Consider the following 23,081-nt stretch of genomic DNA (forward strand, 5'->3'; position numbering starts at 1 on the left):
GCACTCGCAGGAGACGTCAGTCCCCGGACCATGGCGCATAATTGGCGGCATCGACGGCCGAAGGTCGTCCCTCGATATGCAGCTCACTCAGCCGTGGCGGCGTGTGGGCGATGACCTTGCCGCGACGGATCACGGCGAGCCGGTTCGGCCTCAGCCGCAGGGCCTCCAGCGTATCGCGTGCCTGGAGAATGACGAGGTCGGCGTTGCAGCCCTTGTCGAGACCATAGCCTTCGAGGCCCATCGTCTTCGCCGAATTGACGGTCAGCGCGTCGAAGATCTTCCGCTTGTCGTCAATCCCGGCCATCTGGGCGACATGGATCGCCATGTGCCCGACCTCGAGCATGTCGCCTGAGCCCATCGGGTACCAGGGATCCATGACGCAGTCGTGGCCGAACGAGACGTTGAGGCCGGCCTCCATCAATTCGCGCACGCGTGTCAGCCCACGGCGCTTCGGATAGGTGTCGTGCCGGCCCTGCAGCATGATGTTGATCAGCGGATTGGCAATGACGTTGATCTCGGCCTCCGCCATCAGCGGGATGAGCTTCGAAACGTAGTAGTTGTCCATCGAATGCATCGAGGTGAGGTGCGATCCCGCCACCCGACCCTTGAGGCCGAAGCGGATCGTCTGCGCTGCCAGGGTTTCGATATGGCGCGACATCGGATCGTCGGTCTCGTCGCAATGCATGTCGACCGGCAATCCCCGCTCGGCGGCGATCCGGCAGAGCGCTTCCACCGACGCCGCGCCGTCGCTCATGGTGCGCTCGAAATGCGGAATGCCGCCGACGATGTCGACGCCCATGTCGAGCGCCCGGTACAAGGCGTCGACGGCGCCGGGCGAGCGGTAGTAGCCGTCCTGCGGGAAGGCGACGAGCTGCAGGTCGATATAGGGCGCGATCCTTTCGCGGACTTCGAGCAGCGCCTCGACGGTAACCAGCCGCGGATCGCTGATGTCCACGTGGCTGCGAATGGCGAGGAGCCCCTGCGAGACCGCCAGGTCGCAATAGCGCAGCGCCCGTTCGATCAGTGCCTCGCGCGTCAGAGTGGGGCGCAGTTCGCCCCAGAGCGCGATGCCCTCGAGCAGGGTGCCGGAGCGGTTCATGCGCGGCAGCCCGAGCGACAGCGTCGCGTCCATGTGAAAGTGCGGATCGACGAAGGGCGGCGTGGCGAGCCGGCTGGTCGCGTCGATCTCCTCCTTGCCCGACGCTTCGATCTTCGCCGCCACCTCGGCGATCCTTTCGCCTTGGATGCCGATATCGATGCCGCTGCGCCCGTCCGGCAGATTGGCGTTACGAATGATCAGGTCGAACATGGCGGCTCCAGCGGATAAGATGAGAAACACCAGCGCCAGCTGCGGCGAGTCGGCGGCAGCATCATAGCTTGCACTACACTATCATTGTAGGCGAGGGGGCCACGCGCGATGAGGTGCTGCGAAGTCGCGCTTAGCGAGGCTGGCCTGCATCGGACGGTCGATGTCTTGCGTGCGGGGACGGGGTCGCCAGACCTCCGCTTGAGGCACAGGTAGGTCAATTCTCCTCGACCGAAATACCCTGCTCGCCAATCTTGATCTCGATGCCTGGCTGGTTTTCTTCGCGGTAGACGTAGATGCCCAGTCCGACAGCGACCACGGCGAGAAGAGTGATGATGAGATAGAGGCCATTCCGGCTCATTCAGTGCGTTTCCTTCAAAGCGTTGACATGTCCGTAGCTAGGAAACCTGGCGGGAAAGGCAACCGCTGCGTGCTGTGGCGTCAGAGCTGGCGCGGCTCAGGACGGGTCGCAGTTATCAGCCTTGTTGCTGAAGTGGGCGTTGCCGAGGCCGGTGCCGATCGTCAGAATTCCCCAGTCGGAAACGTCCTGCATGAAGGGTATCTGCGAGAGACCCTGAACAACGGCGTCGTTGTGCATGATGACGAAGGTTTCCTCCTCGCCGATTTGCGGAATGGCTCGCTTGAGCGCGACGGGCAGGTTGAAATGCTCGCTCTCCCAGTTGCCGCCCGGCAAGTTCTGGCCGCCGCGCAGGATCGATCCATCGTCATTGATTACTCCGGGGCAAGCCACTCCGATCACCGGTGCCGGCGCGAGGCCCGCCTTGGCCCCCTTTGCGGCAAGCTTCTCGATCATGGCGATGAGCCGCTCGATCGTCGCGCTTCGATTGGGCTTGTCGTCCGCATGCCGCCAGATATCCGACTTCCAGACCGCGGCCTTCGAGAGGTCGGTCCCTTCCTTCAGGCGCAGCTCGACGATGCCCACGCGCACGTTGGTGCCGCCGATGTCGATGGCAAGAATGGCCCTGTGGCCCTTGAGCATCCAGCCGGGCATCAGATGAGCGGCGCCGATGAGCCCCGCATCGTCCGGATGGTGGACAATGGGCGCGAGCTCGATCCTCAGACCCTCGGCTTTCAACAGCACCATTGCCCGGGCAATGGCCAGTTCACCGACGGCGCTTCCACGGAAACCGCCGCCGATCACCACGCGCTCGGTATTCTTCCAGCTCTTCTGCTGCAGGAATTTCCCGAGCACGCCGGAGAGTTCGCCGGCAAATTCGTCGACCGCTCCCATGACGAGGGCGGCCGCCTCCTTGTCGTCTCCGAGCAGGAATGCGTCGATCTGCTTTTTCGACAGGCCGTCGGTCGGGGTGTTGCCGAGCGGGTCTTCGCCGCCCTTGCGCACACGCTTGCGCCAGGCATCGAGCTTTTCCTGAAAGGCAAATTTGTTGGCCCTGTCCCCTAAGAAACCGTCGCCGGAACGAAGCCCCAGATTGTAATCGTCGACCGTGACCGACGGCAGATCGCCGGCACCATGGATGAGCGGGGCCCCATTTCGTTTTTCGTTCACGGATCTGCCCACGCAACCTCCTCATGAAGCCTCGCCTGCAGTTGTGCGCTGGCGGCGTCACTTACAACGTAAGGGGCAGGGCGATGTTCCCGCGTTGCTTCACCTGTTTCCGATGCGCCCGCACGCAATTCGGCTCTCGGCGCAGAACTAGACCTAGCAGTCAGATATTCTCCGGCGTGTAGATGTCGAAGGGCAGGATGGTCTGCCCTGGAACGCCGGCGGTACCCCGGTCGATCGCACCGATCATCAGGTTGACCGTCTCTCGCGCCAGCGTCTGGACCGGTGTGGCGACCGCCATGATGACCGCCTCGTCGGCAAGGGCGCCGCGCGATTCCGGTGTCAGCTCGTTGACGACGACGAGCAGCTTGCCGACCAACTTCTCCTCGCGGATCGCCGAGATCGCCCCCTCCATGCCGCCGCCGCAGACGTAGAAACCGAGAAGGTCCGGGTGGCGTTTCAGGAGGTCGAGGGTCGCCTCATGGGTGATCTCGGCGGTATCGAGGTTGACCATCGTGTCCAGCACCTCGAACTCCGGCGCCTTTTCGCGAAAATAGGAGCGGAAGGCGATCTCGCGCAGTTCATGGCCGAGAAAGCGATGGCTGCCGATGAATGCGGCGACCTTGCCAGGTCGCTTGGCCGCCTTGGCGATCATCCAGGCGGCCGTTCGCCCGACCTTTTGGTTGTTCAGGCCGATATAGCCCTCGCGCACGCCGGACGCGAAATCGGAAAGCAGTGAGAAGGTCGGAATGCCGCGCTCTCTCAGTTCCTCGACCGCGGCAGTGACGGCCGGGTAGTCGGGGGCGACGAAGGCGATTGCCTGATTGCGTGCCGCCATTGTCTTAAGTTTCTCGGTAATCCCCGCCGGCGTCGAATTGGCGACGAAGTCGATCTGCGGGATGACCCGGACATTGGTCAGTGACAGCGCCGCATTCTCCATTTCCCGAGCGACCGCCTGATAGAAGGCTTGCTGCGGCTTCTGCAGGAGAAAACCCAGACGGTACTGCGGCAGGTCCTCGAAAACCCGCTGCCGCAGCAGCCCGACCGCATGGTAGCCGATTTCCTTTGCCGCGTCGTAGACGCGCCGCGCCGTCTCCTCGCGCACCGGGTGGCGTCCGTTCAGCACCCGGTCCACCGTCGCAACACTCACCCCCGCGGCCCGCGCCAGATCCGCTATGGTCGGCCTGCTGCTCATCTCCGCCTCCCTGACAGCATTACCTCATGAATGAGGCCACAGTTATGATGTGTTTTGATAGAATATATCATAGCTGCATTGAGAGCTGTCAAAAGTCAACTTATTCTCCTCGCATCAGATGAAGGCGCAATCCGGAGCGCTCTTCGGGAGGCAGGGATGACGACAGGTCCGACGAAACGAGATTACAGCCTGCTGGGCCGCGATGCCCAAGCCGCGGTGGCGAACGGCCTCGCCGCGGCCGAGTGGTACCATACGGAAATTCCGCGCAAGCAGATGAAGGAGTTAATGAAGCGCGAGGATGGTCCGGCGATTCGCGACACAGCGATCTGGCTCGGCAGCATGGCTGTCCTCGGTGGGCTCGGCACCTATTTCTGGGGCACCTGGTTCGCCGTGCCGTTCTTCCTTGCCTATGGCGTCCTTTACGGCTCGGCCTCCGACAGCCGCTGGCACGAATGCGGCCACGGCACCGCCTTCAAGACGATGTGGATGAACGACGCCGTCTACTTGATCGCCTGCTTCATGATCATGCGCAATCCGGTGACCTGGCGATGGAGCCACACGCGCCACCACACCGACACGGTCATCGTCGGCCGCGACCCGGAAATCGCCGTCATGCGGCCGCCGGATCTCTTTCGTCTCGTCCTCAATTTCTTCGGCATCATCGATGTCTGGTATGCGGTCATCGACATGCTGCGCAACGCTTTCGGCGTGATCAGCGCAGCGGAAAAGACCTTCATTCCGGAAATGGAACGGTCGAAGGCGATTCTCGTCGCCCGCATCTGGCTTGCCATCTATCTGGCGACCACCGGTCTCTCGGTCTATCTCGGCTCGATACTGCCCTTGATGCTGATCGGCCTGCCGCGGCTTTACGGCGCCTGGCACCACGTGCTGACCGGCCTGCTGCAGCATGGCGGCCTTGCCGACAATGTCATCGACCACCGGCTGAACAGCCGCACCGTCTACATGAATCCGGTGAGCCGCTTCATCTACTGGAACATGAACTACCATGTGGAGCATCACATGTTCCCCATGGTGCCCTATCACGCGCTGCCGAGGCTGCACGCGATGATCAAGCACGACCTGCCGGCGGCCAACCCATCGATCCTCGACGGCTATCGCGAAATGATCCCGGCCTTCCTCCGGCAGCTGCGTAACGAGGATTATTTCCTGAAGCGCGAACTGCCGCCGACGGCAAAGCCCTATCGCGAAGAATTCCACAACGACCGGGAAGCCCAGGCCGCCGAGTGAGCGGCAGGCGATCCCGCAAATCAGAACAAACGACTGAATGGAGGAAACCCATGAGCTCGAACTGGGTCGAGGTCTGTGCCGCCGACGAAATCGACGAGGAAGACGTCATTCGTTTCGACCATGAAGGGCGCACCTTTGCCGTCTACCGCAGCCCCGATGACGAATATTTTGCCACCGATGGGCTCTGCACGCATGAGCAGATCCACCTCGCCGACGGGCTGGTGATGGAGGACATCATCGAATGTCCGAAGCACAACGGCCGCTTCAACTACAAGACCGGCCAGGCCAAGGGCGCGCCCGTCTGCGTCAATCTCACGACCTATCCGGTCAAGGTCGAGGCCGGCAGCGTCTTTATCGCGATTTCCTGACGCTTCAGGGGCGAGGGGAGGAGAACATGAGCCATATCGTTATCGTCGGCGCCGGCGAATGCGGGGCAAGGGCGGCCTTTGCTCTCAGGGAAAAGGGTTTCGAAGGCGAAATCACGCTGATCGGCGCCGAGCCGCATCTCCCCTATGAGCGTCCGCCGCTTTCCAAGGACGGGCTCGACGGGGCCGAGCCGCCGAAATATGTGGCCGGCCTCGAGCGTTACGAAGAGGCGCGCATCACCGTGGTGACGGGCGTCGCGGTCGAGGCGATCGACCGACGGCGAAAGGCTGTGCGGCTCGAAGGCGGCCGTGCGATCGACTATGATCGGCTGCTGCTCGCGACCGGCGCCCGGCCACGCGCCCTTCCGGGCATGAGCGGAAACGCCGAGCGCATCCGGATGCTCCGGACGCACGCCGACGCTCTGGCGATCCGCAGGGCGCTGGTACCCGGCCGAAAGCTCGCCATCATCGGCGGCGGCTTCATAGGCCTCGAGCTTGCCGCGACGGCCCGCAAGCTCGGCGCCGACGTCGTGCTCATCGAGGGCCTGCCGCGCGTCCTATCGCGCGGCGTGCCGCAGGAAATCGCGGATGTCGTTGCCGAGCGACATCGGCAGGAAGGTGTCGAGATCGTATGCGGCGGGCGCATCGCCGCGCTCGAGGCGGATGACGGCGGCGCAAGGGTGCTCTTCGCCGACGGCACCAGCAGGCTCGCCGACCTGATCGTCGTCGGCATTGGCGCGGTCCCGAATACCGAGCTTGCGGAAGCCGCCGGCATTCTGATCGAAAACGGCATCGCGGTCGATGAGACGCTGCGGACATCGGACCCCGACATCTATGCGGCCGGCGATTGCTGTTCCTTTCCCCTGTCGCACTATGACGGGCGGCGGGTGCGCCTCGAAGCCTGGCGAAACGCGCAGGATCAGGGGACGCTCGCTGCGGCCAATCTCATGGGTTTGGCCGAGCCTGTCGCGAGCGTGCCGTGGTTCTGGTCGGATCAATACGAGCTGACCCTGCAGATCGCCGGCCTTGCCGACGGCGCCGCGACGACAGTACGGCGCGATCTGACGGACGGCGGCTTCGTTCTCTTTCATCTCGATGGCGAAGGCCGGCTGATTGCCGCAAGCGGCATCGGGCCAGGCAACGCGGTCGCCCGCGACATTCGCCTCGCCGAAATGCTGATCGCCGCCGGCAGCAGGCCCGACCCGGCGGCGCTTTCCTCGCCCGAGACCAAGCTGAAGACGCTGCTGGCGGCCTGACGGCCGCTGCAGTTCGCCCCCTTCCAAGCATTCACCGGAGATTTCCATGAAACACCGTCGCCCGACCGTTGCCGATCTCTTGTCGATCAAGGGCAAGCGACAACTCACCATGCTGCGCGTCGTGACGCTGGAGGAGGCCGAAGCCGCCGAGAAGGCCGGCATCGACCTCGTATCCGTTCCGCCGGCGCTGCTGGGACCGGAATTCCGCGAGGCGGCGCCGACGGTCTTTGCCTTTCCCGGCCTCGAATATGGCGACTTTGTCACCGCCGAAGACTATCTGCGCGGCGCGTTCCAGGCGATGCGGGCGGGCGGCGATGCCGTTTATTGTGCGGCCGGCCTTTCGACGGTCAAGCGGCTGCGCGAGGAAGGCATCCCGGTCTGCGGCCATGTCGGGCTGATCCCGTCAAAGGCCACCTGGACCGGCGGCTTCCGCGCTGTCGGCAAGACGGCGGCGAGCGCGCTCGAGATCTGGCGCCAGGTGAAGGCGCTCGAAGAGGCGGGCGCCTTTTCGGCCGAGATGGAGGTTGTGCCGGGAGAAGTGGCGGCCGCGATTTCTGAGCGCACCTCGCTGCTGATGCTTTCGATGGGAGCGGGCACCGGATGCGATGCCCAGTATCTCTTTGCCGAAGACGTGCTCGGGCAGAACCGCGGCCATTATCCCCGCCATGCCAAGGTCTATCGCAACTTTGCCGCCGAATTCGAGCGGCTGCAGCGGGAGCGTATCGCCGCCTTCCGAGAATATGCCGAGGATGTCCGCTCCGGCGCCTACCCGGAGAAGGCACATCTGGTCGGTATCGAGCCGGCGGAGTTGAAGGAATTCCTCGGCAAGATCGATAAGCAGGAGCACGCGGCGTTCCGCGTAAGATGATCGTGACAGCGCCGTTGCGTCGTTTCAGACGCAAAAGGTCGCTGCAGCACTTTCAATTGCTGCAGGAATTATCCTTTAATTGGCTCCGGTTTACAGCACCGCGCGTGTTATCAGACGCGCAAAGGTCGCTAGCACCTTGAGTTGCTGCATGTCTTTGTCCTTGAATCGAGATCGATTTAAGGAACATGCAGTAGGGAAGCAAATGGGCGCAACGCCCAATGATGCGACAGCTAAGGACAAATGATGAACAGCTATGTCTTGACGGTAACCTGCAAATCCACCCGCGGCATCGTCGCGGCGCTTTCCGCCTATCTCGCCGAGCAGGGCTGCAACATCATCGACAGCTCGCAATTCGACGATCTTGAAACCGGCCTGTTCTTCATGCGCATTTCCTTCATTTCGGAAGAGGGCGTCGGCCGTGCCGCACTCGAGGAGGGGTTGAAGCCAATCGCCGAAAAGTTCGCCATGGAAACGGCGCTCTATGACCAGGCGGAACGCACCAAGGTGCTGCTGATGGTGTCGCGTTTCGGCCATTGCCTGAACGACCTGCTCTACCGCTGGAAGATCGGCGCGCTGCCGATCGACATCGTCGGCGTCGTCTCCAACCACTTCGATTACCAGAAGGTCATCGTCAACCACGACATTCCCTTCCACTGCATCAAAGTGACGAAGGAGAACAAGCCAAAGGCCGAAGCCCAGCTTCTGGAGATCGTCGAGCAGACCGGCGCCGAGCTGATCGTTTTGGCCCGCTACATGCAGGTTCTGTCCGACGCGCTCTGCAAGAAGATGTCGGGGAAGATTATCAACATCCACCACTCCTTCCTGCCGTCCTTCAAGGGCGCCAATCCCTACAAGCAGGCCTATGAGCGCGGCGTCAAGCTGATCGGCGCGACGGCGCACTACGTCACCGCCGATCTCGACGAGGGCCCGATCATCGAGCAGGACATCGCCCGCATCACCCATGCGCAGTCGGCCGAGGACTATGTGTCGATCGGCCGTGACGTCGAGAGCCAGGTGCTGGCGCGCGCCGTGCACGCCCATATCCATCACCGCACCTTCATCAACGGCAACCGCGTCGTGGTGTTTCCGCCGAGCCCTGGGAGCTATGCGTCCGAGCGAATGGGCTGACGGCAAGGAAACGTATCGCCAACCGACTCAACCCCGCTCGGCAACGAGCGGGGATTTTCGTTCCAGGCTGCTGAATGGCTTCGGCTTTGCGCGTTTCCGAAAACGCCGCTTGACTCTGCGGTATTATGGCATACCATAGTATGTAATAGAGATATCAAGGAGGCGGCGATGCCCATCGAAATCCGCAAGACCCTGCTGCAGGTGGAGACGACGCTGATCGAAGGCGGCAAGGCTGCGCCGGCGCCGCTGAAGCTCTATTCGGCCATCGCCGTCGTGAAGAACCCCTGGGCGGGTGTGGGCTATGTCGAGAACCTGAAGCCGGAGATCCACGCCGCTGCCCCGGTTCTCGGCGAGCTGCTGACGAAGATGATCATCGACGCCGTCGGCTCGGGCGAGGCGGTCGAGGCCTATGGTAAGTCGGCCATCGTCGGTCTCGACGGCGAGGTCGAGCATGCCTCGGCACTGATCCACACGCTGCGCTTCGGCAATCACTACCGCCAGGCTGTCGGGGCCAAATCCTATCTGGCCTTCTGCAATACGCGCGGACCGGCAAACGCACCCTTGATGATCCCCCTCATGGACAAGAACGACGAAGGACGCCGCTCCCATTATCTCACCATCCAGACTTCTATCGCCGACGCCCCGGCGGCAAACGAGATCGTCGTTGCGCTCGGCGCCTCGGTCGGCGGACGTCCGCATCACCGGATCGGCGACCGCTATCAGGATCTGAAGGATCTCGGGCAGGACGTCGCCAACCCGGCCGGCGTTTGACGCCTCTCTATTGGACCGCGGCGATGCTTCAGTCAGAGCGAACGGAATTTGCTGGCCTGGGTGCCGGGCGAGAGCGAACCGCACATGGCGCCGCCTATGTGGAGACCGGCCATGGCGAACCGCTTGTCCTCGTCCACGGGGTAGGCATGCGGCTCGAGGCCTGGGCGCCGCAGGTTGCCGCCTTGTCTGGCCGGTGCCGGGTCATCGCCGTCGACATGCCGGGCCATGGCAAGAGCGACAGGCTGGCTCCGGGCGCCAAGCTCGAGGATTTCGTCGCCTGGCTGGGCGTCTTTCTTGATGACCTGAAACTCGCGTGTGTCAATCTCGCCGGCCATTCGATGGGCGCCCTGATCGCCGGTGGCGCGGCCGTAACCTTTGGCACGCGCATCCGCCGCGCGGCGCTTCTGAATGGCGTATACTTGCGTGATGCCGATGCGAAGGCGGCAGTCGTCGCCCGGGCCCAGATGATCGGCAAGGGCGCCGTCGACGTCTGCGGGCCGCTGAAACGCTGGTTCGGCGAGGATAGTGGAACCGCGTCGGTCTACGAACTGACGCGAGGCTGGCTGCAGGCCGTTGATCCTGAAGGCTATGCGACGGCCTATAGCGCCTTCGCGCATGGCGATGCCGTCTATGCCCCACGCTGGCCCGAGGTTCGTTGCCCGGCCCTGTTCCTGACCGGCTCGGAGGATCCGAACTCGACGCCGGAAATGGCGCACGCCATGGCCGCCGCGGCGCCGTGCGGCTGGGCGCGAATTATTGAAGGGCACCGCCACATGGTCAATCTGACGGCGCCCGACACGGTCAATGCAATCCTCGAAGACTGGCTTTCAAGGGAAGGGGAGAGGTCATGAACACAGCTTCTTTGGACCCCCGCGCGCTGCGCGACGCCTTCGGTTCGTTCATGACCGGCGTGACGGTGGTCACGGCGAAGGACGCCTCTGGAAATCCCATCGGCTTTACCGCCAACTCCTTCGCTTCCGTGTCGATCGATCCGCCGCTGCTGCTCGTCTGCATCGCCAAGACCTCCCGCAATTTCGCGACGATGACGGGCGCCAAGGGCTTTGCCGTCAACGTTCTGTCGGAAAAGCAGATGACCGTTTCCAACACCTTCGCCAAACCGGTGGAGGATCGTTTCGCGACGGTCGAATGGCGGCATGGGCCATACGGCGCTCCGATTCTCGCCGGCGTCAGTGCCTGGTTCGACTGCTCGACGAACGAGATCGTCGACGCCGGCGACCACGCCATACTGATCGGCCGCGTCGAGGCCTTCGAGAACGGTGTCATGGCCGGGCTCGGCTTCGCACGCGGCAGTTACATCACGCCGGGTCTGTCCGGCAAGGCGGTGTCGGCCGCCGCGGAGGGCGTGCCGCTGATTGCCGCCGTCGTCGAGCGCGCCGGCGCCGTCCTCTTGATCCCGGAGGCGGGTGGCCACTGGCGCCTGCCACAGATGGAGCTCAAGGGCGGTGAGCCGCTGGCGGCGCTGCAAGATCATCTGACGAACACGACGGAATTGGCGATCGAGGTCGGATTTCTCTATTCGGTCTACGACAACAAGACGACCGGCCACCAGCACATCGTCTATCGGGCCGCCGCCGAGCCCGGCGACACCGAGGCGGGGCGGTTCGTCCCGATTGCGGACCTGCCGCTCGACGCGATGGACAACTCCGCCACGGCCGATCTCCTGAGGCGCTTTGCCGCCGAGAGCGCGCTCGGCAACTTCGGCGTTTACGTCGGGGATGAGAAACAGGGCAAGGTTCACCCCTATGCCAGAAAGGCCTGATCCATGAAATTCTCGCTTTTCGTGCATCTCGAGCGGCTCAATCCCGGACAGTCGGACGAGAGCCTCTATCGCGAGTTCATCCAGCTTTGTGAAATCGCCGACAAGGGCGGCATGCATGCGATCTGGACCGGTGAGCACCATGGCATGAGCTTCACGATCGCGCCCAATCCCTTCCTCAGCCTCGCCGATCTCGCCCGCCGCACGAAAAATGTCCGGCTCGGCACCGGCACTGTGATCGCGCCGTTCTGGCACCCGATCAAGCTCGCCGGCGAAGCGGCGATGACCGACATCATCAGCGACGGTCGGCTCGACATCGGCATTGCCCGCGGCGCCTATAGTTTCGAATACGAGCGGCTCGCCCCCGGATTGGACGCCTGGGGCGCCGGCCAGCGGATGCGCGAGCTCATCCCCGCCATCAAGGGCCTGTGGGAAGGCGACTACGCGCATGAGAGCGAGTTCTGGACCTTTCCGTCGACGACCTCGGCGCCGAAGCCGATGCAGGCGCCGCATCCGCCGATCTGGGTGGCGGCGCGCGATCCCAACAGCCATGAATTCGCGGTCGCCAATGGCTGCAACGTACAGGTCACACCGCTTTGGAACGGCGACGGCGAGATCGCCAGCCTGATGGAGCGTTTCGAGGCGGCCTGCACCCAGAACCCGGAGATCAAGCGCCCGAAGATCATGCTGCTGCAGCACGCCTATGTCGGCAAGGACGAGGCTGATCTCGAACAGGCCGCCAGGGAGATGAGCGTCTACTACAACTATTTCTTCGCCTGGTTCAAAAACGAAAAGCCTATCCGGCAGGGGCTGATCAAGACGATTTCCGAAGAGGAAATGGCTGAGAATGCGCTGATCTCGCCCGAGGTGATGCGCAAGAACCTCGCGGTCGGCACGGCCGATCAAGTCATCGCCCGCCTGAAGACCTATCAGGCGATGGGTTACGACGAATATTCCTTCTGGATCGATACCGGCATGAGCTTCGAGCGCAAGAAGGGCTCGCTTGAGCGCTTCATCGCCGATGTCATGCCGGCATTTGCGGAGTAGGGCACATGCAGCGCTTCCAGTGCTATATCGATGGCGAATTTGCAGACGGCGAAGCCCGCTTCGAAAGCATCGACCCGGCGACGGGTGCGGCCTGGGCGGAGATGCCGGAAGCGCGCGAAGCCGATGTCAATCGCGCTGTCGAGGCGGCCCATAGGACCCTTTCCGCGGGACCGTGGTCCAAGCTGACCGCCACCCAGCGAGGCAAGCTTCTTTACAAGCTTGCCGACCTCGTCGCCGAGAATGCCCAGAAACTGGCCGAACTGGAGACGCGGGACACGGGCAAGATCATCCGCGAGACCTCGGCGCAGATTGCCTATGTCGCGGAATATTATCGCTATTACGCCGGGATTGCCGACAAGATCGAGGGTTCCTATCTGCCGATCGACAAGCCGGACATGGATGTCTGGCTGCGCCGCGAACCGATCGGCGTCGTCGCTATGGTCGTGCCGTGGAACAGCCAGCTGTTCCTGTCGGCGGTGAAGATCGGCCCGGCGCTGGCGGCCGGCTGCACCATGGTAGTGAAGGCCTCGGAAGACGGGCCGGCGCCGGTCCTTGAATTTGCCCGGCTCATCCACGAGGCGGGCTTCCCGGCCGGCGTCGTCAACATCATCACCGGCTTCGGCCCCGCCTGCGGTGCGGCGCTCAGCCGCCATCCGAAGGTCGATCATATCGCCTTTACCGGCGGGCCGGAGACGGCGCGTCATGTGGTACGCAATTCGGCGGAGAACCTCGCCTCGACCTCGCTTGAGCTCGGCGGCAAGTCGCCCTTCATCGTCTTTGCCGATGCTGATCTTGAGAGTGCGGCCAATGCCCAGGTCGCCGGCATCTTCGCGGCGACCGGCCAGAGCTGCGTCGCCGGATCGCGATTGATCGTCGAGACAAGCGTCAAGGACCGCTTCCTCGACATCCTCAAGGCAAAGGCCGAGGCGGTCCGGATCGGCAGCCCTCTCGACATGGCGACCGAGGTCGGGCCACTCGCGACCCGCCGTCAGCGCGATCATATCGAGGCGCTGGTCGAGCGCTCGCTTGCCGCCGGCGCCAAGCTGGTCACGGGCGGCACGGCCCCCGAAGGCGCCGGCTACTATTACCGGCCGACCATTCTCGATTGCGACGGCAGTGCTTCGCCGTCACTTGATGAGGAGTTTTTCGGTCCCGTCCTTTCCGTGCTTTCCTTCGAAACGGAAGCGGAGGCGCTCGAACTCGCCAACAATACCCGCTACGGCCTCGCGGCCGGCCTCTTCACCCGCGACCTCACCCGTGCACACCGCCTGATCAAGGGGATCCGCGCCGGGATCGTCTGGGTCAATACCTACAGGGCGGTTTCGCCGATCGCGCCCTTCGGCGGTTTCGGGCTTTCCGGCCACGGCCGCGAGGGCGGCATGGCGGCCGCGCTCGACTTTACGAGGACGAAGACGGTGTGGCTGAGGACCTCGGACGAGCCGATCCCCGATCCTTTCGTGATGCGGTGACGGCGATGTTGTACGAAATCCGCACCTATCGGCTGAAGAACGGCGCCATCCCCGCCTACCTGAAGGTGGTCGAGGAAGAGGGCATCGCGATCCAGAAGAAGCATCTCGGCGAGCTCGTCGCCTATTTCTTCTCCGAGATCGGGCCGATCAACGAGATCGTGCACATCTGGGCCTATCGGAGCCTCGACGATCGCGAGAGGCGCCGGGCCGCACTCATGGAAGACCCGGCCTGGCGGGCTTTCCTCCCCAAGATACGCGACCTCATAGAAGTCGCGGAGAACAAGATCATGAAGGCGGCGCGCTTTTCGCCGACGGGCGGCAGCGTGTCATAGAACAACCAAGCAAAACCGGATCACGGAGCAAGGGAACATGAAGAAGATACTCGCTTTGGCGGCTGCAGCCGCAACCATCGCAACGGCCATGCCGGCAACGGCCGCCGATCTCGTCTTTTCCAGCTGGGGCGGCACGACGCAAGACGCGCAGAAAAGCGCCTGGGCAGAGAAATTCACGGAAAAGACCGGCATCAACGTCCTGCAGGACGGGCCGACGGACTATGGCAAGCTGAAGGCGATGGTCGAGGCAGGCTCGGTGACCTGGGATGTCGTCGACGTCGAGGGCGACTATGCGGCGCAGGCCGGCAAGAACGGGCTGCTCGAGAAGCTCGACTTTTCGGTGATCGACAAGACGAAGCTCGACCCGCGCTTCGTCACCGACTATTCGGTCGGCAGCTTCTATTATTCCTTCGTCATCGGCTGCAACAAGGATGCGGTCGAGGCCTGCCCGAAGACCTGGGCCGATCTCTTCGACATCGAGAAGCTCCCCGGCAAGCGCGCCTTCTACAAGTGGTCGGCCCCGGGTGTCATCGAGGCTGCGCTGCTCGCCGACGGCGTCCCGGCCGACAAGCTCTATCCGCTCGATCTCGACCGCGCCTTCAAGAAGCTCGACACGATCAAGCCGGAAATCATCTGGTGGACCGGCGGTGCGCAGTCGCAGCAGCTCCTCGCCTCCGCCGAGGCCCCCTTCGGCAGTCTCTGGAACGGCCGGATGACGGCGCTCGCCCAGAGCGGCATCAATGTCGAGACCTCGTGGGAGCAGAACATTACCGCCGCCGACTCGCTCGTCGTGCCTAAGGGCGCAAAGAACAAGGAAGCCGCGATGCAGTTCATCGCGCTCGCTACCTCGCTTCAGGCGCAAGCCGATCTCGCCAAGGCCACCGGCTATGCGCCCATCAACTTGGATTCTCCCAAGGTGATGGACCCGGAATTGGCGAAGACATTGCCGGATGCGCAGACGGCAAGCCAGGTCAATGCCGACATGAGCTACTGGGCAGAGAACCGCGACGCAATCGGCGAGCGCTGGTACGCCTGGCAGGCAGAGTAAATGTAGGAGGCGGGGAGTGCGCAGCCCGTACTCCCCGCCGATCCGGCGCAGGGGCAGGAGGAGGTCCCTCGCGCAGCTGAAATGGGAGACACAGCCATGTTGTCGCGCACCGACGCGAGGGCGGAAGGATCGAAGATCCCTGCACACCGCCTGCGCTTCACCGACTTCGACCTGACCTTGCCGGCGCTCGGCCTGCTGGTCCTGTTCTTCGTCGTGCCGGTCGCCATCCTGTTGGCGCGCAGCGTCTCGGAGCCCGTGCCGGGCCTCGGTAACTATGCCGAACTCTTGGGCTCCTCCACCTATCTCAGGATATTCGCAAATACCTTCATCGTTTCCGGCCTGGTCACGCTCGTATCGCTGCTGATCGGCTTTCCCGTCGCCTGGGCGCTGGCCATCATGCCGAGCCGCCTCGCTTCTGTCGTCTTCGCCATCCTGCTCTTGTCGATGTGGACCAATCTCCTCGCACGCACCTATGCCTGGATGGTGCTGCTGCAGCGCACCGGCGTCGTCAACAAGCTGCTGATCGGCCTGGGCCTGATCGACAAGCCTCTGCCGCTCGTCAACAACCTGACGGGGGTGACGATCGGCATGACCTATATCATGCTGCCCTTCATCATCCTGCCGCTCTATGGCGTCATCCGGAAAATCGATCCGGCCGTTTTGCAGGCGGCGGCGCTTTGCGGCGCCAATCGCTGGCAGGCCCTCGTCCGGGTTCTCCTGCCGCTCGCCATTCCCGGCATGGCGGCCGGCGTTCTGATGGTCTTCGTGATGTCGCTCGGCTACTTCGTCACGCCGGCGCTGCTCGGCGGGACGGCGAACATGATGCTCGCCGAACTCATCGCGCAGTTCGTTCAGTCACTGGTCAATTGGGGCATGGGCGGTGCAGCGGCCCTGGTGCTGCTGGTCGTCACGCTCGCGCTCTATGCCGTTCAGCTACTCTTCTTCGGCACCGACCGGATGGGAGGGCGTTGACATGCTCCTGAATTTCGACCGACTCGGCCGGTGGAAGCTGGTTCTCCTCGGCATCACATTGCTGACGGCCGCCTTCCTGCTCCTGCCCATCCTGTTCATCGCGGCGCTCTCCTTCGGCTCGTCGCAATGGCTGATCTTTCCGCCGCCCGGCTGGACGCTGAAATGGTATCAGGAACTGTTTGCCGATCCCCGCTGGCTGGAGTCCGCCTGGACGAGCTTCCAGATCGCCATCATCGTCACGGTCCTTTCGGTCCTGCTCGGTCTCGTCACCTCCTTCGGTCTGACGCGCGGCCGCTTCATGTTTCGCGAAGCGCTGAAAGCCCTATTCCTGACGCCGATGATCCTGCCGGTCGTCGTTCTCGCCGTGGCGCTCTACGCGTTCTTCCTGCAGATCGGCCTCAACGGAACGCTGACCGGCTTCGTCATTTCCCATCTGGTGCTGGCGCTGCCCTTCTCGATTCTGTCGATCACCAGTGCACTCGAGGGTTTCGACAAGTCGATCGAAGACGCCGCCGTGCTGTGCGGCGCGTCCCCCTTCGAGGCGAAGATCCGCGTGACGCTACCGGCGATCAGGCACGGCATCTTCTCGGCGGCGATCTTCTCCTTCCTCACCTCCTGGGACGAAGTCGTGGTGGCGATCTTCATGGCGAGCCCCACGCTGCAGACGCTTCCCGTCAAGGTCTGGGCGACGTTGCGGCAGGATCTGACGCCGGTCGTCGCCGCCGCCTCCACCCTCCTCATCCTGCTCACCGTGCTTTTGATGGTGCTCGTCGCCATCGTTCGCAAAGGATTGAAGTCATGAGCAAACCCTTCGTGCAAATCCGCGGCATCCGCAAGGAATATGGACCCGTCACCGCCGTTCAGGACGTCAATCTCGACGTAGCGCAGGGGGAGTTCCTGACATTCCTCGGGCCCTCCGGCTCGGGAAAGAGCACGACGCTCTATATTCTTGCTGGCTTCGAGGATCCGACCCGCGGCGACATCGTGCTGAACGGGGAAACGCTGCTGTCGACGCCGTCGCACAAGCGCAATATCGGCATGGTGTTCCAGCGCTACACGCTGTTTCCGCATCTCACCGTCGGCGAGAACATCGCCTTCCCGCTGAAGGTCAGGCGGCTGCCGAAGGCCGAGATCGATGCCAAGGTGCGCGACATGCTGAAGCTCGTGCGGCTCGAAGGCTTCGAGGACCGCAAGCCGGCACAGATGTCCGGCGGCCAGCAGCAGCGCGTCGCGCTGGCGCGGGCGCTCGCCTATGACCCACCGCTGCTCTTGATGGACGAGCCGCTTTCGGCGCTCGATAAGAAACTGCGCGAGGAGATCCAGCACGAGATCCGCCGCATCCACCAGCAGACGGAAGTGACGATCCTCTATGTCACCCATGACCAGGAAGAGGCGCTCAGGCTCTCCGATCGGATCGCCGTGTTTTCAAAGGGGGTGATCGACCAGATCGGCACGGGACCGGAACTCTACGCCAATCCGGCAACCCGCTTCGTCGCCGAGTTCATCGGCGACAGCGATTTCCTACCCTGCGATCTGGTGACGGCGGCAAACGGCAAAGCGGAGATCGCGCTCGCCGGCACGACAGTTATCCCGAACGTACCGGTGCATGGCAAGCCGGTTGCCGGCGGCAAGGCGGCGCTTATGCTGCGGCCGGAACGCTTGCGCCTGATGCGATCGGCGCCGGGCGGCGCGACCGCAGTTCCCGTCACCGTCAGCGATATCACCTTTCTCGGCAACAACATCCATGTCGCGACCGAGACCGCCAGGGGCGACGCGCTGGCCGTTCGCCTTCCCTTCGGTCACGAGGCGATTTCCAGCCTCAGCCGCGGCGACAGCGTCTGGCTCGGCTTCGACCCGGCGACGGCGCACGTCTTCTGCTGAGGCGGCGTAAGGCTCGGAAAATCGGTGATAAATCCCAGATTGGCGCCTGCTTTGCTAATCTTCAGAGAGTTCTTCCGCTGTTGCTGCGACAGGTGCATTGCCCAAGGAATTATCCGCATATTTGAAAGCAAGTATGCTGATGACCGAGGCGATGATTACGAACAGGACGAGACGCATGAAGGTTTCCCGGGGATCGTTGCATTGGCTAGCAACTCACCCGGAGACCTCGTTGTTCCAGCGCGAAGGATGCCTCACCGGTAGTTGGTGGGAACCAGTGCCGCCCTGGCCGGCGGCGTCTCCAACTCCGCTCGGTCGACAGCAAGGATGCTCATCACGAGAGAGACGAGGACGAGTATCAGCGCCATGAATGCGATGCCTGCCTTATCCATCCCTCATCATGATCGCGGGAATGCGAGCAAAACGGGGCGCCGGCGGCCAAGAATTCCACCAGTGCGCATCATGGTTAATTTCGTCTGAAGAGAGGGGCTTTTTTTACTTTCGCGCCAGCTCCGGGCGGCACTGTTACCCCGCCCTCGCGCCTTGCTGTTCCGCGAGCAGCGCCTCGGCGATTGCCGCCGCATTCTTGACATGCACATTTGCCGCCTCATAGGCCGCCGCGCCGTCGCCGGCCTTGATCGCGTCGATGATCTTCTGCATCTGGGCCGGACCCTGCTTGTCGCGGTCGGGCGTCTTGATCGTCATGGAGCGCAGGTGATTGATCCTCGCGGTGATCGAATTGACGATTCCCCAGGCGACATGGCGGCCGGAATTCTCGAACAGGGTGCGGTAGAAATCCGTCGTGGCGCTGAGAACCGCCGCGAGCTCGTTGGCGGCATAGGCGGCCCGGATGCGGGCAAGGATGCGCTCGAGCTCGGCCACGACCGCGGGGTCCTTTTGTGTGGCGCAGGCCTTGGCGGCGATGCCTTCGAGCACGCCGCGGATCTCGTAGATCTGCCGGGCCTCCTCCGGGGTTGTCTCGGCGACGATCGGGCCGCGGTTCGGTTGGATGGCGACGAGGCCTTCGGATTCCAGGTGCCGCAGCACCTCGCGGACGATCGTCCGGCTGACGCCGAGCTGGTCGCAGAGATCGCGTTCGACAAGCCGTTCGCCGGCCCTGAAGTGCATGTTGACGATAGCGTCGCGCATCTTTTCCAGGGCAAGCTCGCGAAGGGTCTTCTCCGGACGGAGCACTCGCATCGGCTGTTCAGACGCGCTCATGGGGCCGTTCCCTTTCCGCCAGCACCTGTGGCAAATGCGCGATCTCGATCCGGTCCTGGCGGTTACGTATACCATAATATCACTGGAGAAGGCGTCTGTCAGCAGGATACGCGTCGACATGCGCTGCGTCTAAAGTTGTCTGCCGGCCGGAAGGGATAGTCACGAAAATGCCGCAGTTAACCCTGGGCGGCCCCGGTGGAAAGCGACTCGATGAGCGCGGTGATGTAGCCATAGCAGAAGGCGAAGGCAACGCCGGTCGGGTCGCGGCCGCTGATCGTCGGCACGTGGTCGGGCATCACCATGTATTGGTATCCCACCTCGTGATAGATCTTCAGCGAGCGCACCATGTCCATGTCGCCCTCGTCGGGGAAGGTTTCCGTGAAGGAAAGCTTGCCGCCGCGGATGTTGCGGAAGTGCAGATTGAAGATCTTGCCGCGCGTGCCGAACCAGCGGATGATCTCGTCGATCTCCTCGCGCGGATTGTCGAGCATCTCGCCGATCGAGCCCTGGCAGAAGTTCAGGCCGTGATAGGGGCTCTCATGCATCTGCACGAATTTCTTGAGCCCCTCGACCGTGCCCAACACGCGCGTGACGCCGCGATAGCCGGGCGGCGCATAGGGATCGTGCGGATGGCAGGCGATGCGTACCCGATTGCTGGTCGCAACCGGCACGACGCGTTCCAGGAAATAGTCGATGCGCTCCCAGTTCTCGTCCTCCGACAGAACGCCGGCCAAGCCCGGCGCGGCGTTCTGGTCGATCCGATCCCAGCGAAATGCCTCGTTCATCGAACCGCCGCGGCCGCGTTCCATTTCGCTGCGGGGAATGCCGATCAGGTTCAGATTGTACTTGGCCGCCGGAATGCCGGCGCGGGCGCAGTTCTCGATCATCCGGCAGACAGCATCGATCTGCCGATCGCGTTCCGGGCCGGCCAGCAGGATATCCGGAAAGGAAGCTTTCTCGATCGGCTTCGAGGGCAGGGGAAGCTGGATCATGTCGAGTACGAGGCCGAAACTCTCGACATGGTCGCGATGCCGTTCCAGATCCTCGAGCGTCCAGCCTGCCGGATCGCCCGGCGGATCGGCGGAGATGTTTTTGACGCCAAGCTGGGCGTAGACCCGATGATCCTCGTCGTCGCGCGCCGCGACCTGCGTTCCTACATACACGGAGAGGCTCCTTTCCGAACTTATCCAATGTCGTATGACATAATATGAATTCTTCGGAGATGTCGAGCGATTATTGCTCGGCGAGCCGGCGATAGCGGCGCTGGCTGGCGATGATGTGCTTGCGCATCGCCTGCCTGGCGCGTTCCGGATCCTGGTCGGCAATGGCTGCGAGGATGTCGGCATGTTCCGCCTGGACGCCGAGCAGATAGGCCTTGTCGGCCGCCTCGGGCAACGTCGTGAACTGGCTGCGGGGAATGGCACGCGGCCCGAACTGGCGCATCACATCGAGGTAAAAGCGGTTGTTGGTCGCCGCGGCGATGGCCATGTGGAACTCGAAATCGGCCTCGACCGTCGGCTTCCCCTCCTCGATCAGCTGCGCCATCTTTCTGTTGGCGACGCTAATCGCCGCTTCCTGCTCGGCGGTCCTGCGATATGCGGCAATCGCCGCGGCTTCGCTCTCGCAGGCCAGCCGGAACTCGAGGAGCTCGAGCGTTTCCGGGATGCTCCTGATTTCGACCGGAGTGAGCGCGAAGCGCCGGCTTGCTTTCGGGTCGCTGACAAAGACGCCCTTGCCCTGAATGGGGCGGACGTAGCCTGCGGCGCGCAGGTCGGCGATCGCCTCGCGGACCACCGTGCGGCTCACGCCGAAGCTCGCCTCCAATTGCGGCTCGGTCGGCAATTGGTCACCCTCCTTCAGCCTGCCGGCCTCGATCTGCCGGCGCAGTTCGTCGATTACCTGTTGCGCCAGTCTCTGTCGTCCGCCCGTCATTTATCCCTCATCAGAGTCCGTTGCTTTCACGGTCTCGCCCGGAAAGCTCTTGCCAACGCCGCCGAATGTCGCTAATTCATACTATGACATACGGACGACGTAATATGTCTCCTATAATAGGTCAGGGAGGAGTTTCAATGAAGCATTTTTCGAAGGGCCTCATCGCAGGGGCCGCGGCAATCGTTCTGAGCTTTTCTGCGCCCGGCGCACACGCCGCTACTCCCGACGACCAATTGGTCATTGGCACCTCTCTCGCCCAGGTTCTGTCGCTCGATCCGCAACAGGCGACCGAGGCGAAGGCGATCGAGATCATGTCCAATCTTTACGACCGGCTGGTGAAGACGGAAAACCGCAAGATCGCGCCGCAGCTCGCCGAAAGCTGGGAGATCGATGACAAGGGCATCACCTTCCATCTGCGCGAAGCGACCTTCGCCTCCGGCAATCCGGTCACCGCCGACGACGTCGTCTATTCGCTCGCTCGGCTGCTCAAGCTCGATCAGGCCTCGGCTGCCAATTTCAAGCGCATCGGTTATATGGCCGACAATGTCGACAAGCTTGTCAGGGCAGTGGATCCGAAAACGGTGCGCATCGACCTTTCCGGCGAAACCACGGCGGAGCTGCTGCTCTACCGGCTGGCAATGTGCGTCGCGAGCGTCGTCGACAGCGTCGAGGTCAAGAAGCACGTGCAGGACAATGACTACGGCAATGCCTGGCTGCGCACCAATTCGGCAGGCTCCGGCCCCTTCACGCTGAAGCGCTGGACGCCGAACGAGATGGTCATCATCGAGGCGAACGACGCGTATGCCGGCGGCGCTCCGCACATGCGTCGTGTCATCGTGCGGCACGTGCCGGAAAGCCAGGTGGCGCGCCTGATGCTCGAGCGCAACGACATCGATATCGCCAGCGCGCTGAGCGCGGCGGACCTGAAGACCTTCGGGGACCAGCAAGGTTTCGAGGTCCAGCGGGTGCCGACCGGCGGCTTCTATGTTCTGTCGATGAATGCAGGCAACCAATATCTCGCCAATCCCAAGGTGCGCGAGGCGATCGCCTACAGCATCGACTACAAGGGCATCGAGCAGACGATCATGGGCCCCTATGGCCGGGTCCGCAACGTGCCGGTGCCGGAGGATTACGAGTATGCCATTGCCAATCCGGACTGGCACTTCGACGCGGCGAAGGCCAAGGCGCTGCTGGCGGAAGCGGGGTATCCCAACGGCTTTTCGCTGACGCTGAAGACCATCGCGCAGACGCCGCGCATCGACCTGGCGACTGCCATCCAGGGTTCGCTCGGCCAGGTCGGGATCAAGGTCGACATCCAGCAGGGCAACGGCTCGGACATCATTGCCGATCACCGGGCGCGCAATTTCGACCTGCTCATCCCCCAGACCGGCGCCTACATGCCGAACGTCCTCGGCTCCATGGAACAGTTCTCCAGCAATCCTGACAATTCCAAGGAGGCGAACAATGCCGGCAACTTCGTCTGGCGCTCGGCCTGGGACATTCCGGAACTGACGGCGCTGACCGCCAAGGCTTCGCTCGAGCCGGACGCGAAGAAGCGGGGCGAGATCTATGTCGAGATGCAGGAAAAATTCGTCGAGCAGAAGCCCGCCGTGCTGCCGCTTTTCGAACGCTTCGAGCCGATCGTCGTCAATGCGCGCGTCAAGGACTATGTCGGTCATCCCAATCAGCTGACGCGGCTCGAAGGCGTCACCAAGGCGTCCGACTAGGGGCGGCGTCGGGACA

At 63.1% G+C, this 23,081-nt stretch carries 25 protein-coding genes; 16 read left to right on the top strand and 9 right to left on the bottom strand.

The window, feature by feature from the left end; all coding sequences use genetic code 11:
• Positions 1–16: 16 nt before the first annotated feature.
• The 4 genes from SS05631_RS22790 to SS05631_RS22805 all read right to left on the bottom strand — a co-directional run bounded on the left by SS05631_RS22790 (position 17) and on the right by SS05631_RS22805 (position 4,026).
• Complete coding sequence (locus SS05631_RS22790) at positions 17–1,309, bottom strand: amidohydrolase family protein (protein ID WP_037419716.1); 1,293 nt, start codon at positions 1,307–1,309, stop codon at positions 17–19.
• A 214-nt stretch (positions 1,310–1,523) separates the two neighbouring features.
• On the bottom strand, positions 1,524–1,667 hold the full coding sequence (locus SS05631_RS22795) for a hypothetical protein (protein WP_037419718.1): 144 nt from the start codon (positions 1,665–1,667) through the stop codon (positions 1,524–1,526).
• Between the two features lie 96 nt (positions 1,668–1,763).
• Positions 1,764–2,846, bottom strand: a complete 1,083-nt coding sequence (locus tag SS05631_RS22800; RefSeq protein WP_037419721.1) for an ROK family protein — start codon at positions 2,844–2,846, stop codon at positions 1,764–1,766.
• A gap of 148 nt (positions 2,847–2,994) precedes the next feature.
• On the bottom strand, positions 2,995–4,026 hold the full coding sequence (locus SS05631_RS22805) for a LacI family DNA-binding transcriptional regulator (protein WP_037419722.1): 1,032 nt from the start codon (positions 4,024–4,026) through the stop codon (positions 2,995–2,997).
• A gap of 156 nt (positions 4,027–4,182) precedes the next feature.
• Between SS05631_RS22805 and SS05631_RS22810 the strand changes: the two genes are divergently transcribed.
• From SS05631_RS22810 to SS05631_RS22880, 15 genes are all read left to right on the top strand, one after another.
• Positions 4,183–5,274 carry a fatty acid desaturase family protein gene (locus tag SS05631_RS22810; RefSeq protein WP_037419723.1) on the top strand — a complete coding sequence of 364 codons (1,092 nt, stop codon included), beginning with the start codon at positions 4,183–4,185 and terminating at the stop codon, positions 5,272–5,274.
• A gap of 50 nt (positions 5,275–5,324) precedes the next feature.
• Positions 5,325–5,642: a MocE family 2Fe-2S type ferredoxin gene (locus tag SS05631_RS22815; RefSeq protein WP_037419724.1), complete on the top strand. Its 318-nt coding sequence runs from the start codon at positions 5,325–5,327 to the stop codon at positions 5,640–5,642.
• A gap of 26 nt (positions 5,643–5,668) precedes the next feature.
• The gene (locus tag SS05631_RS22820; RefSeq protein WP_037419725.1) at positions 5,669–6,895 is read left to right on the top strand and encodes an FAD-dependent oxidoreductase; all 1,227 of its coding nucleotides are present in this window, start codon (positions 5,669–5,671) and stop codon (positions 6,893–6,895) included.
• A gap of 46 nt (positions 6,896–6,941) precedes the next feature.
• Complete coding sequence (locus tag SS05631_RS22825) at positions 6,942–7,763, top strand: 3-methyl-2-oxobutanoate hydroxymethyltransferase (protein ID WP_037419733.1); 822 nt, start codon at positions 6,942–6,944, stop codon at positions 7,761–7,763.
• A 243-nt stretch (positions 7,764–8,006) separates the two neighbouring features.
• Positions 8,007–8,891 (top strand): formyltetrahydrofolate deformylase, encoded by an 885-nt coding sequence (gene purU, locus SS05631_RS22830; RefSeq protein WP_095678069.1) that lies wholly within the window; start codon positions 8,007–8,009, stop codon positions 8,889–8,891.
• A 168-nt stretch (positions 8,892–9,059) separates the two neighbouring features.
• Entirely contained in the window at positions 9,060–9,662 is a 603-nt protein-coding gene (locus SS05631_RS22835) for an amino acid synthesis family protein (protein WP_037425688.1), read from the top strand.
• A 23-nt stretch (positions 9,663–9,685) separates the two neighbouring features.
• Positions 9,686–10,513: an alpha/beta hydrolase gene (locus SS05631_RS22840; RefSeq protein ID WP_037425694.1), complete on the top strand. Its 828-nt coding sequence runs from the start codon at positions 9,686–9,688 to the stop codon at positions 10,511–10,513.
• Complete coding sequence (locus SS05631_RS22845) at positions 10,510–11,442, top strand: flavin reductase family protein (protein WP_037425685.1); 933 nt, start codon at positions 10,510–10,512, stop codon at positions 11,440–11,442. The genes SS05631_RS22840 and SS05631_RS22845 overlap by 4 nt, the downstream gene beginning before the upstream one ends.
• A 3-nt stretch (positions 11,443–11,445) precedes the next feature.
• Complete coding sequence (locus SS05631_RS22850) at positions 11,446–12,486, top strand: LLM class flavin-dependent oxidoreductase (protein ID WP_037425683.1); 1,041 nt, start codon at positions 11,446–11,448, stop codon at positions 12,484–12,486.
• 5 nt (positions 12,487–12,491) lie between these two features.
• Positions 12,492–13,955 (top strand): aldehyde dehydrogenase, encoded by a 1,464-nt coding sequence (locus SS05631_RS22855; protein WP_037425682.1) that lies wholly within the window; start codon positions 12,492–12,494, stop codon positions 13,953–13,955.
• A 5-nt stretch (positions 13,956–13,960) separates the two neighbouring features.
• The gene (locus tag SS05631_RS22860) at positions 13,961–14,287 is read left to right on the top strand and encodes an NIPSNAP family protein (protein WP_037425680.1); all 327 of its coding nucleotides are present in this window, start codon (positions 13,961–13,963) and stop codon (positions 14,285–14,287) included.
• 37 nt (positions 14,288–14,324) lie between these two features.
• Positions 14,325–15,335, top strand: coding sequence for an ABC transporter substrate-binding protein (locus SS05631_RS22865; RefSeq protein ID WP_037425677.1), 1,011 nt, complete (start codon positions 14,325–14,327; stop codon positions 15,333–15,335).
• 96 nt (positions 15,336–15,431) lie between these two features.
• On the top strand, positions 15,432–16,307 hold the full coding sequence (locus SS05631_RS22870) for an ABC transporter permease (protein ID WP_037425674.1): 876 nt from the start codon (positions 15,432–15,434) through the stop codon (positions 16,305–16,307).
• A gap of 1 nt (position 16,308) precedes the next feature.
• Positions 16,309–17,109, top strand: coding sequence for an ABC transporter permease (locus SS05631_RS22875; protein WP_037425671.1), 801 nt, complete (start codon positions 16,309–16,311; stop codon positions 17,107–17,109).
• Positions 17,106–18,188, top strand: a complete 1,083-nt coding sequence (locus SS05631_RS22880; RefSeq protein ID WP_095678070.1) for an ABC transporter ATP-binding protein — start codon at positions 17,106–17,108, stop codon at positions 18,186–18,188. Before SS05631_RS22875 ends, SS05631_RS22880 begins: the two co-directional genes overlap by 4 nt.
• Before the next feature lie 54 nt (positions 18,189–18,242).
• Here the strand turns inward: SS05631_RS22880 and SS05631_RS32560 are convergent, their stop codons facing one another.
• The 5 genes from SS05631_RS32560 to SS05631_RS22900 form a co-directional block, all read right to left on the bottom strand.
• A complete protein-coding gene (locus tag SS05631_RS32560; RefSeq protein WP_272938880.1) occupies positions 18,243–18,365 on the bottom strand; it encodes a hypothetical protein in 123 nt (40 codons plus the stop codon).
• A 74-nt stretch (positions 18,366–18,439) separates the two neighbouring features.
• Positions 18,440–18,577 (bottom strand): hypothetical protein, encoded by a 138-nt coding sequence (locus SS05631_RS22885; RefSeq protein ID WP_086022811.1) that lies wholly within the window; start codon positions 18,575–18,577, stop codon positions 18,440–18,442.
• Positions 18,578–18,710: 133 nt separating this feature from the next.
• On the bottom strand, positions 18,711–19,406 hold the full coding sequence (locus SS05631_RS22890) for a GntR family transcriptional regulator (protein ID WP_037425666.1): 696 nt from the start codon (positions 19,404–19,406) through the stop codon (positions 18,711–18,713).
• A gap of 176 nt (positions 19,407–19,582) precedes the next feature.
• A complete protein-coding gene (locus SS05631_RS22895) occupies positions 19,583–20,569 on the bottom strand; it encodes a mannonate dehydratase (RefSeq protein ID WP_037425663.1) in 987 nt (328 codons plus the stop codon).
• Positions 20,570–20,639: 70 nt separating this feature from the next.
• Entirely contained in the window at positions 20,640–21,338 is a 699-nt protein-coding gene (locus tag SS05631_RS22900) for a FadR/GntR family transcriptional regulator (RefSeq protein WP_037425660.1), read from the bottom strand.
• A 137-nt stretch (positions 21,339–21,475) separates the two neighbouring features.
• Between SS05631_RS22900 and SS05631_RS22905 the strand changes: the two genes are divergently transcribed.
• Positions 21,476–23,065 carry an ABC transporter substrate-binding protein gene (locus SS05631_RS22905; protein ID WP_037425658.1) on the top strand — a complete coding sequence of 530 codons (1,590 nt, stop codon included), beginning with the start codon at positions 21,476–21,478 and terminating at the stop codon, positions 23,063–23,065.
• Positions 23,066–23,081 lie beyond the last annotated feature (16 nt).

Source organism: Sinorhizobium sp. CCBAU 05631 (genome assembly GCF_002288505.1).
Lineage (GTDB): Bacteria > Pseudomonadota > Alphaproteobacteria > Rhizobiales > Rhizobiaceae > Sinorhizobium > Sinorhizobium fredii_C.

Bases quoted from the DNA above. Each gene is read 5' to 3' on its own strand.
- SS05631_RS22805 (WP_037419722.1), bottom strand. From the start codon at position 4,026: ATGAGCAGCAGGCCGACCATAGCGGATCTGGCGCGGGCCGCGGGGGTG.
- SS05631_RS22880 (WP_095678070.1), top strand. From the start codon at position 17,106: ATGAGCAAACCCTTCGTGCAAATCCGCGGCATCCGCAAGGAATATGGA.
- SS05631_RS22795 (WP_037419718.1), bottom strand. From the start codon at position 1,667: ATGAGCCGGAATGGCCTCTATCTCATCATCACTCTTCTCGCCGTGGTC.
- SS05631_RS22870 (WP_037425674.1), top strand. From the start codon at position 15,432: ATGTTGTCGCGCACCGACGCGAGGGCGGAAGGATCGAAGATCCCTGCA.
- SS05631_RS22905 (WP_037425658.1), top strand. From the start codon at position 21,476: ATGAAGCATTTTTCGAAGGGCCTCATCGCAGGGGCCGCGGCAATCGTT.
- SS05631_RS32560 (WP_272938880.1), bottom strand. From the start codon at position 18,365: ATGCGTCTCGTCCTGTTCGTAATCATCGCCTCGGTCATCAGCATACTT.
- SS05631_RS22860 (WP_037425680.1), top strand. From the start codon at position 13,961: ATGTTGTACGAAATCCGCACCTATCGGCTGAAGAACGGCGCCATCCCC.
- SS05631_RS22835 (WP_037425688.1), top strand. From the start codon at position 9,060: ATGCCCATCGAAATCCGCAAGACCCTGCTGCAGGTGGAGACGACGCTG.
- purU (WP_095678069.1), top strand. From the start codon at position 8,007: ATGAACAGCTATGTCTTGACGGTAACCTGCAAATCCACCCGCGGCATC.
- SS05631_RS22820 (WP_037419725.1), top strand. From the start codon at position 5,669: ATGAGCCATATCGTTATCGTCGGCGCCGGCGAATGCGGGGCAAGGGCG.
- SS05631_RS22810 (WP_037419723.1), top strand. From the start codon at position 4,183: ATGACGACAGGTCCGACGAAACGAGATTACAGCCTGCTGGGCCGCGAT.
- SS05631_RS22840 (WP_037425694.1), top strand. From the start codon at position 9,686: ATGCTTCAGTCAGAGCGAACGGAATTTGCTGGCCTGGGTGCCGGGCGA.
- SS05631_RS22890 (WP_037425666.1), bottom strand. From the start codon at position 19,406: ATGAGCGCGTCTGAACAGCCGATGCGAGTGCTCCGTCCGGAGAAGACC.
- SS05631_RS22825 (WP_037419733.1), top strand. From the start codon at position 6,942: ATGAAACACCGTCGCCCGACCGTTGCCGATCTCTTGTCGATCAAGGGC.
- SS05631_RS22900 (WP_037425660.1), bottom strand. From the start codon at position 21,338: ATGACGGGCGGACGACAGAGACTGGCGCAACAGGTAATCGACGAACTG.
- SS05631_RS22885 (WP_086022811.1), bottom strand. From the start codon at position 18,577: ATGGATAAGGCAGGCATCGCATTCATGGCGCTGATACTCGTCCTCGTC.
- SS05631_RS22875 (WP_037425671.1), top strand. From the start codon at position 16,309: ATGCTCCTGAATTTCGACCGACTCGGCCGGTGGAAGCTGGTTCTCCTC.
- SS05631_RS22865 (WP_037425677.1), top strand. From the start codon at position 14,325: ATGAAGAAGATACTCGCTTTGGCGGCTGCAGCCGCAACCATCGCAACG.
- SS05631_RS22815 (WP_037419724.1), top strand. From the start codon at position 5,325: ATGAGCTCGAACTGGGTCGAGGTCTGTGCCGCCGACGAAATCGACGAG.
- SS05631_RS22850 (WP_037425683.1), top strand. From the start codon at position 11,446: ATGAAATTCTCGCTTTTCGTGCATCTCGAGCGGCTCAATCCCGGACAG.
- SS05631_RS22845 (WP_037425685.1), top strand. From the start codon at position 10,510: ATGAACACAGCTTCTTTGGACCCCCGCGCGCTGCGCGACGCCTTCGGT.
- SS05631_RS22855 (WP_037425682.1), top strand. From the start codon at position 12,492: ATGCAGCGCTTCCAGTGCTATATCGATGGCGAATTTGCAGACGGCGAA.
- SS05631_RS22790 (WP_037419716.1), bottom strand. From the start codon at position 1,309: ATGTTCGACCTGATCATTCGTAACGCCAATCTGCCGGACGGGCGCAGC.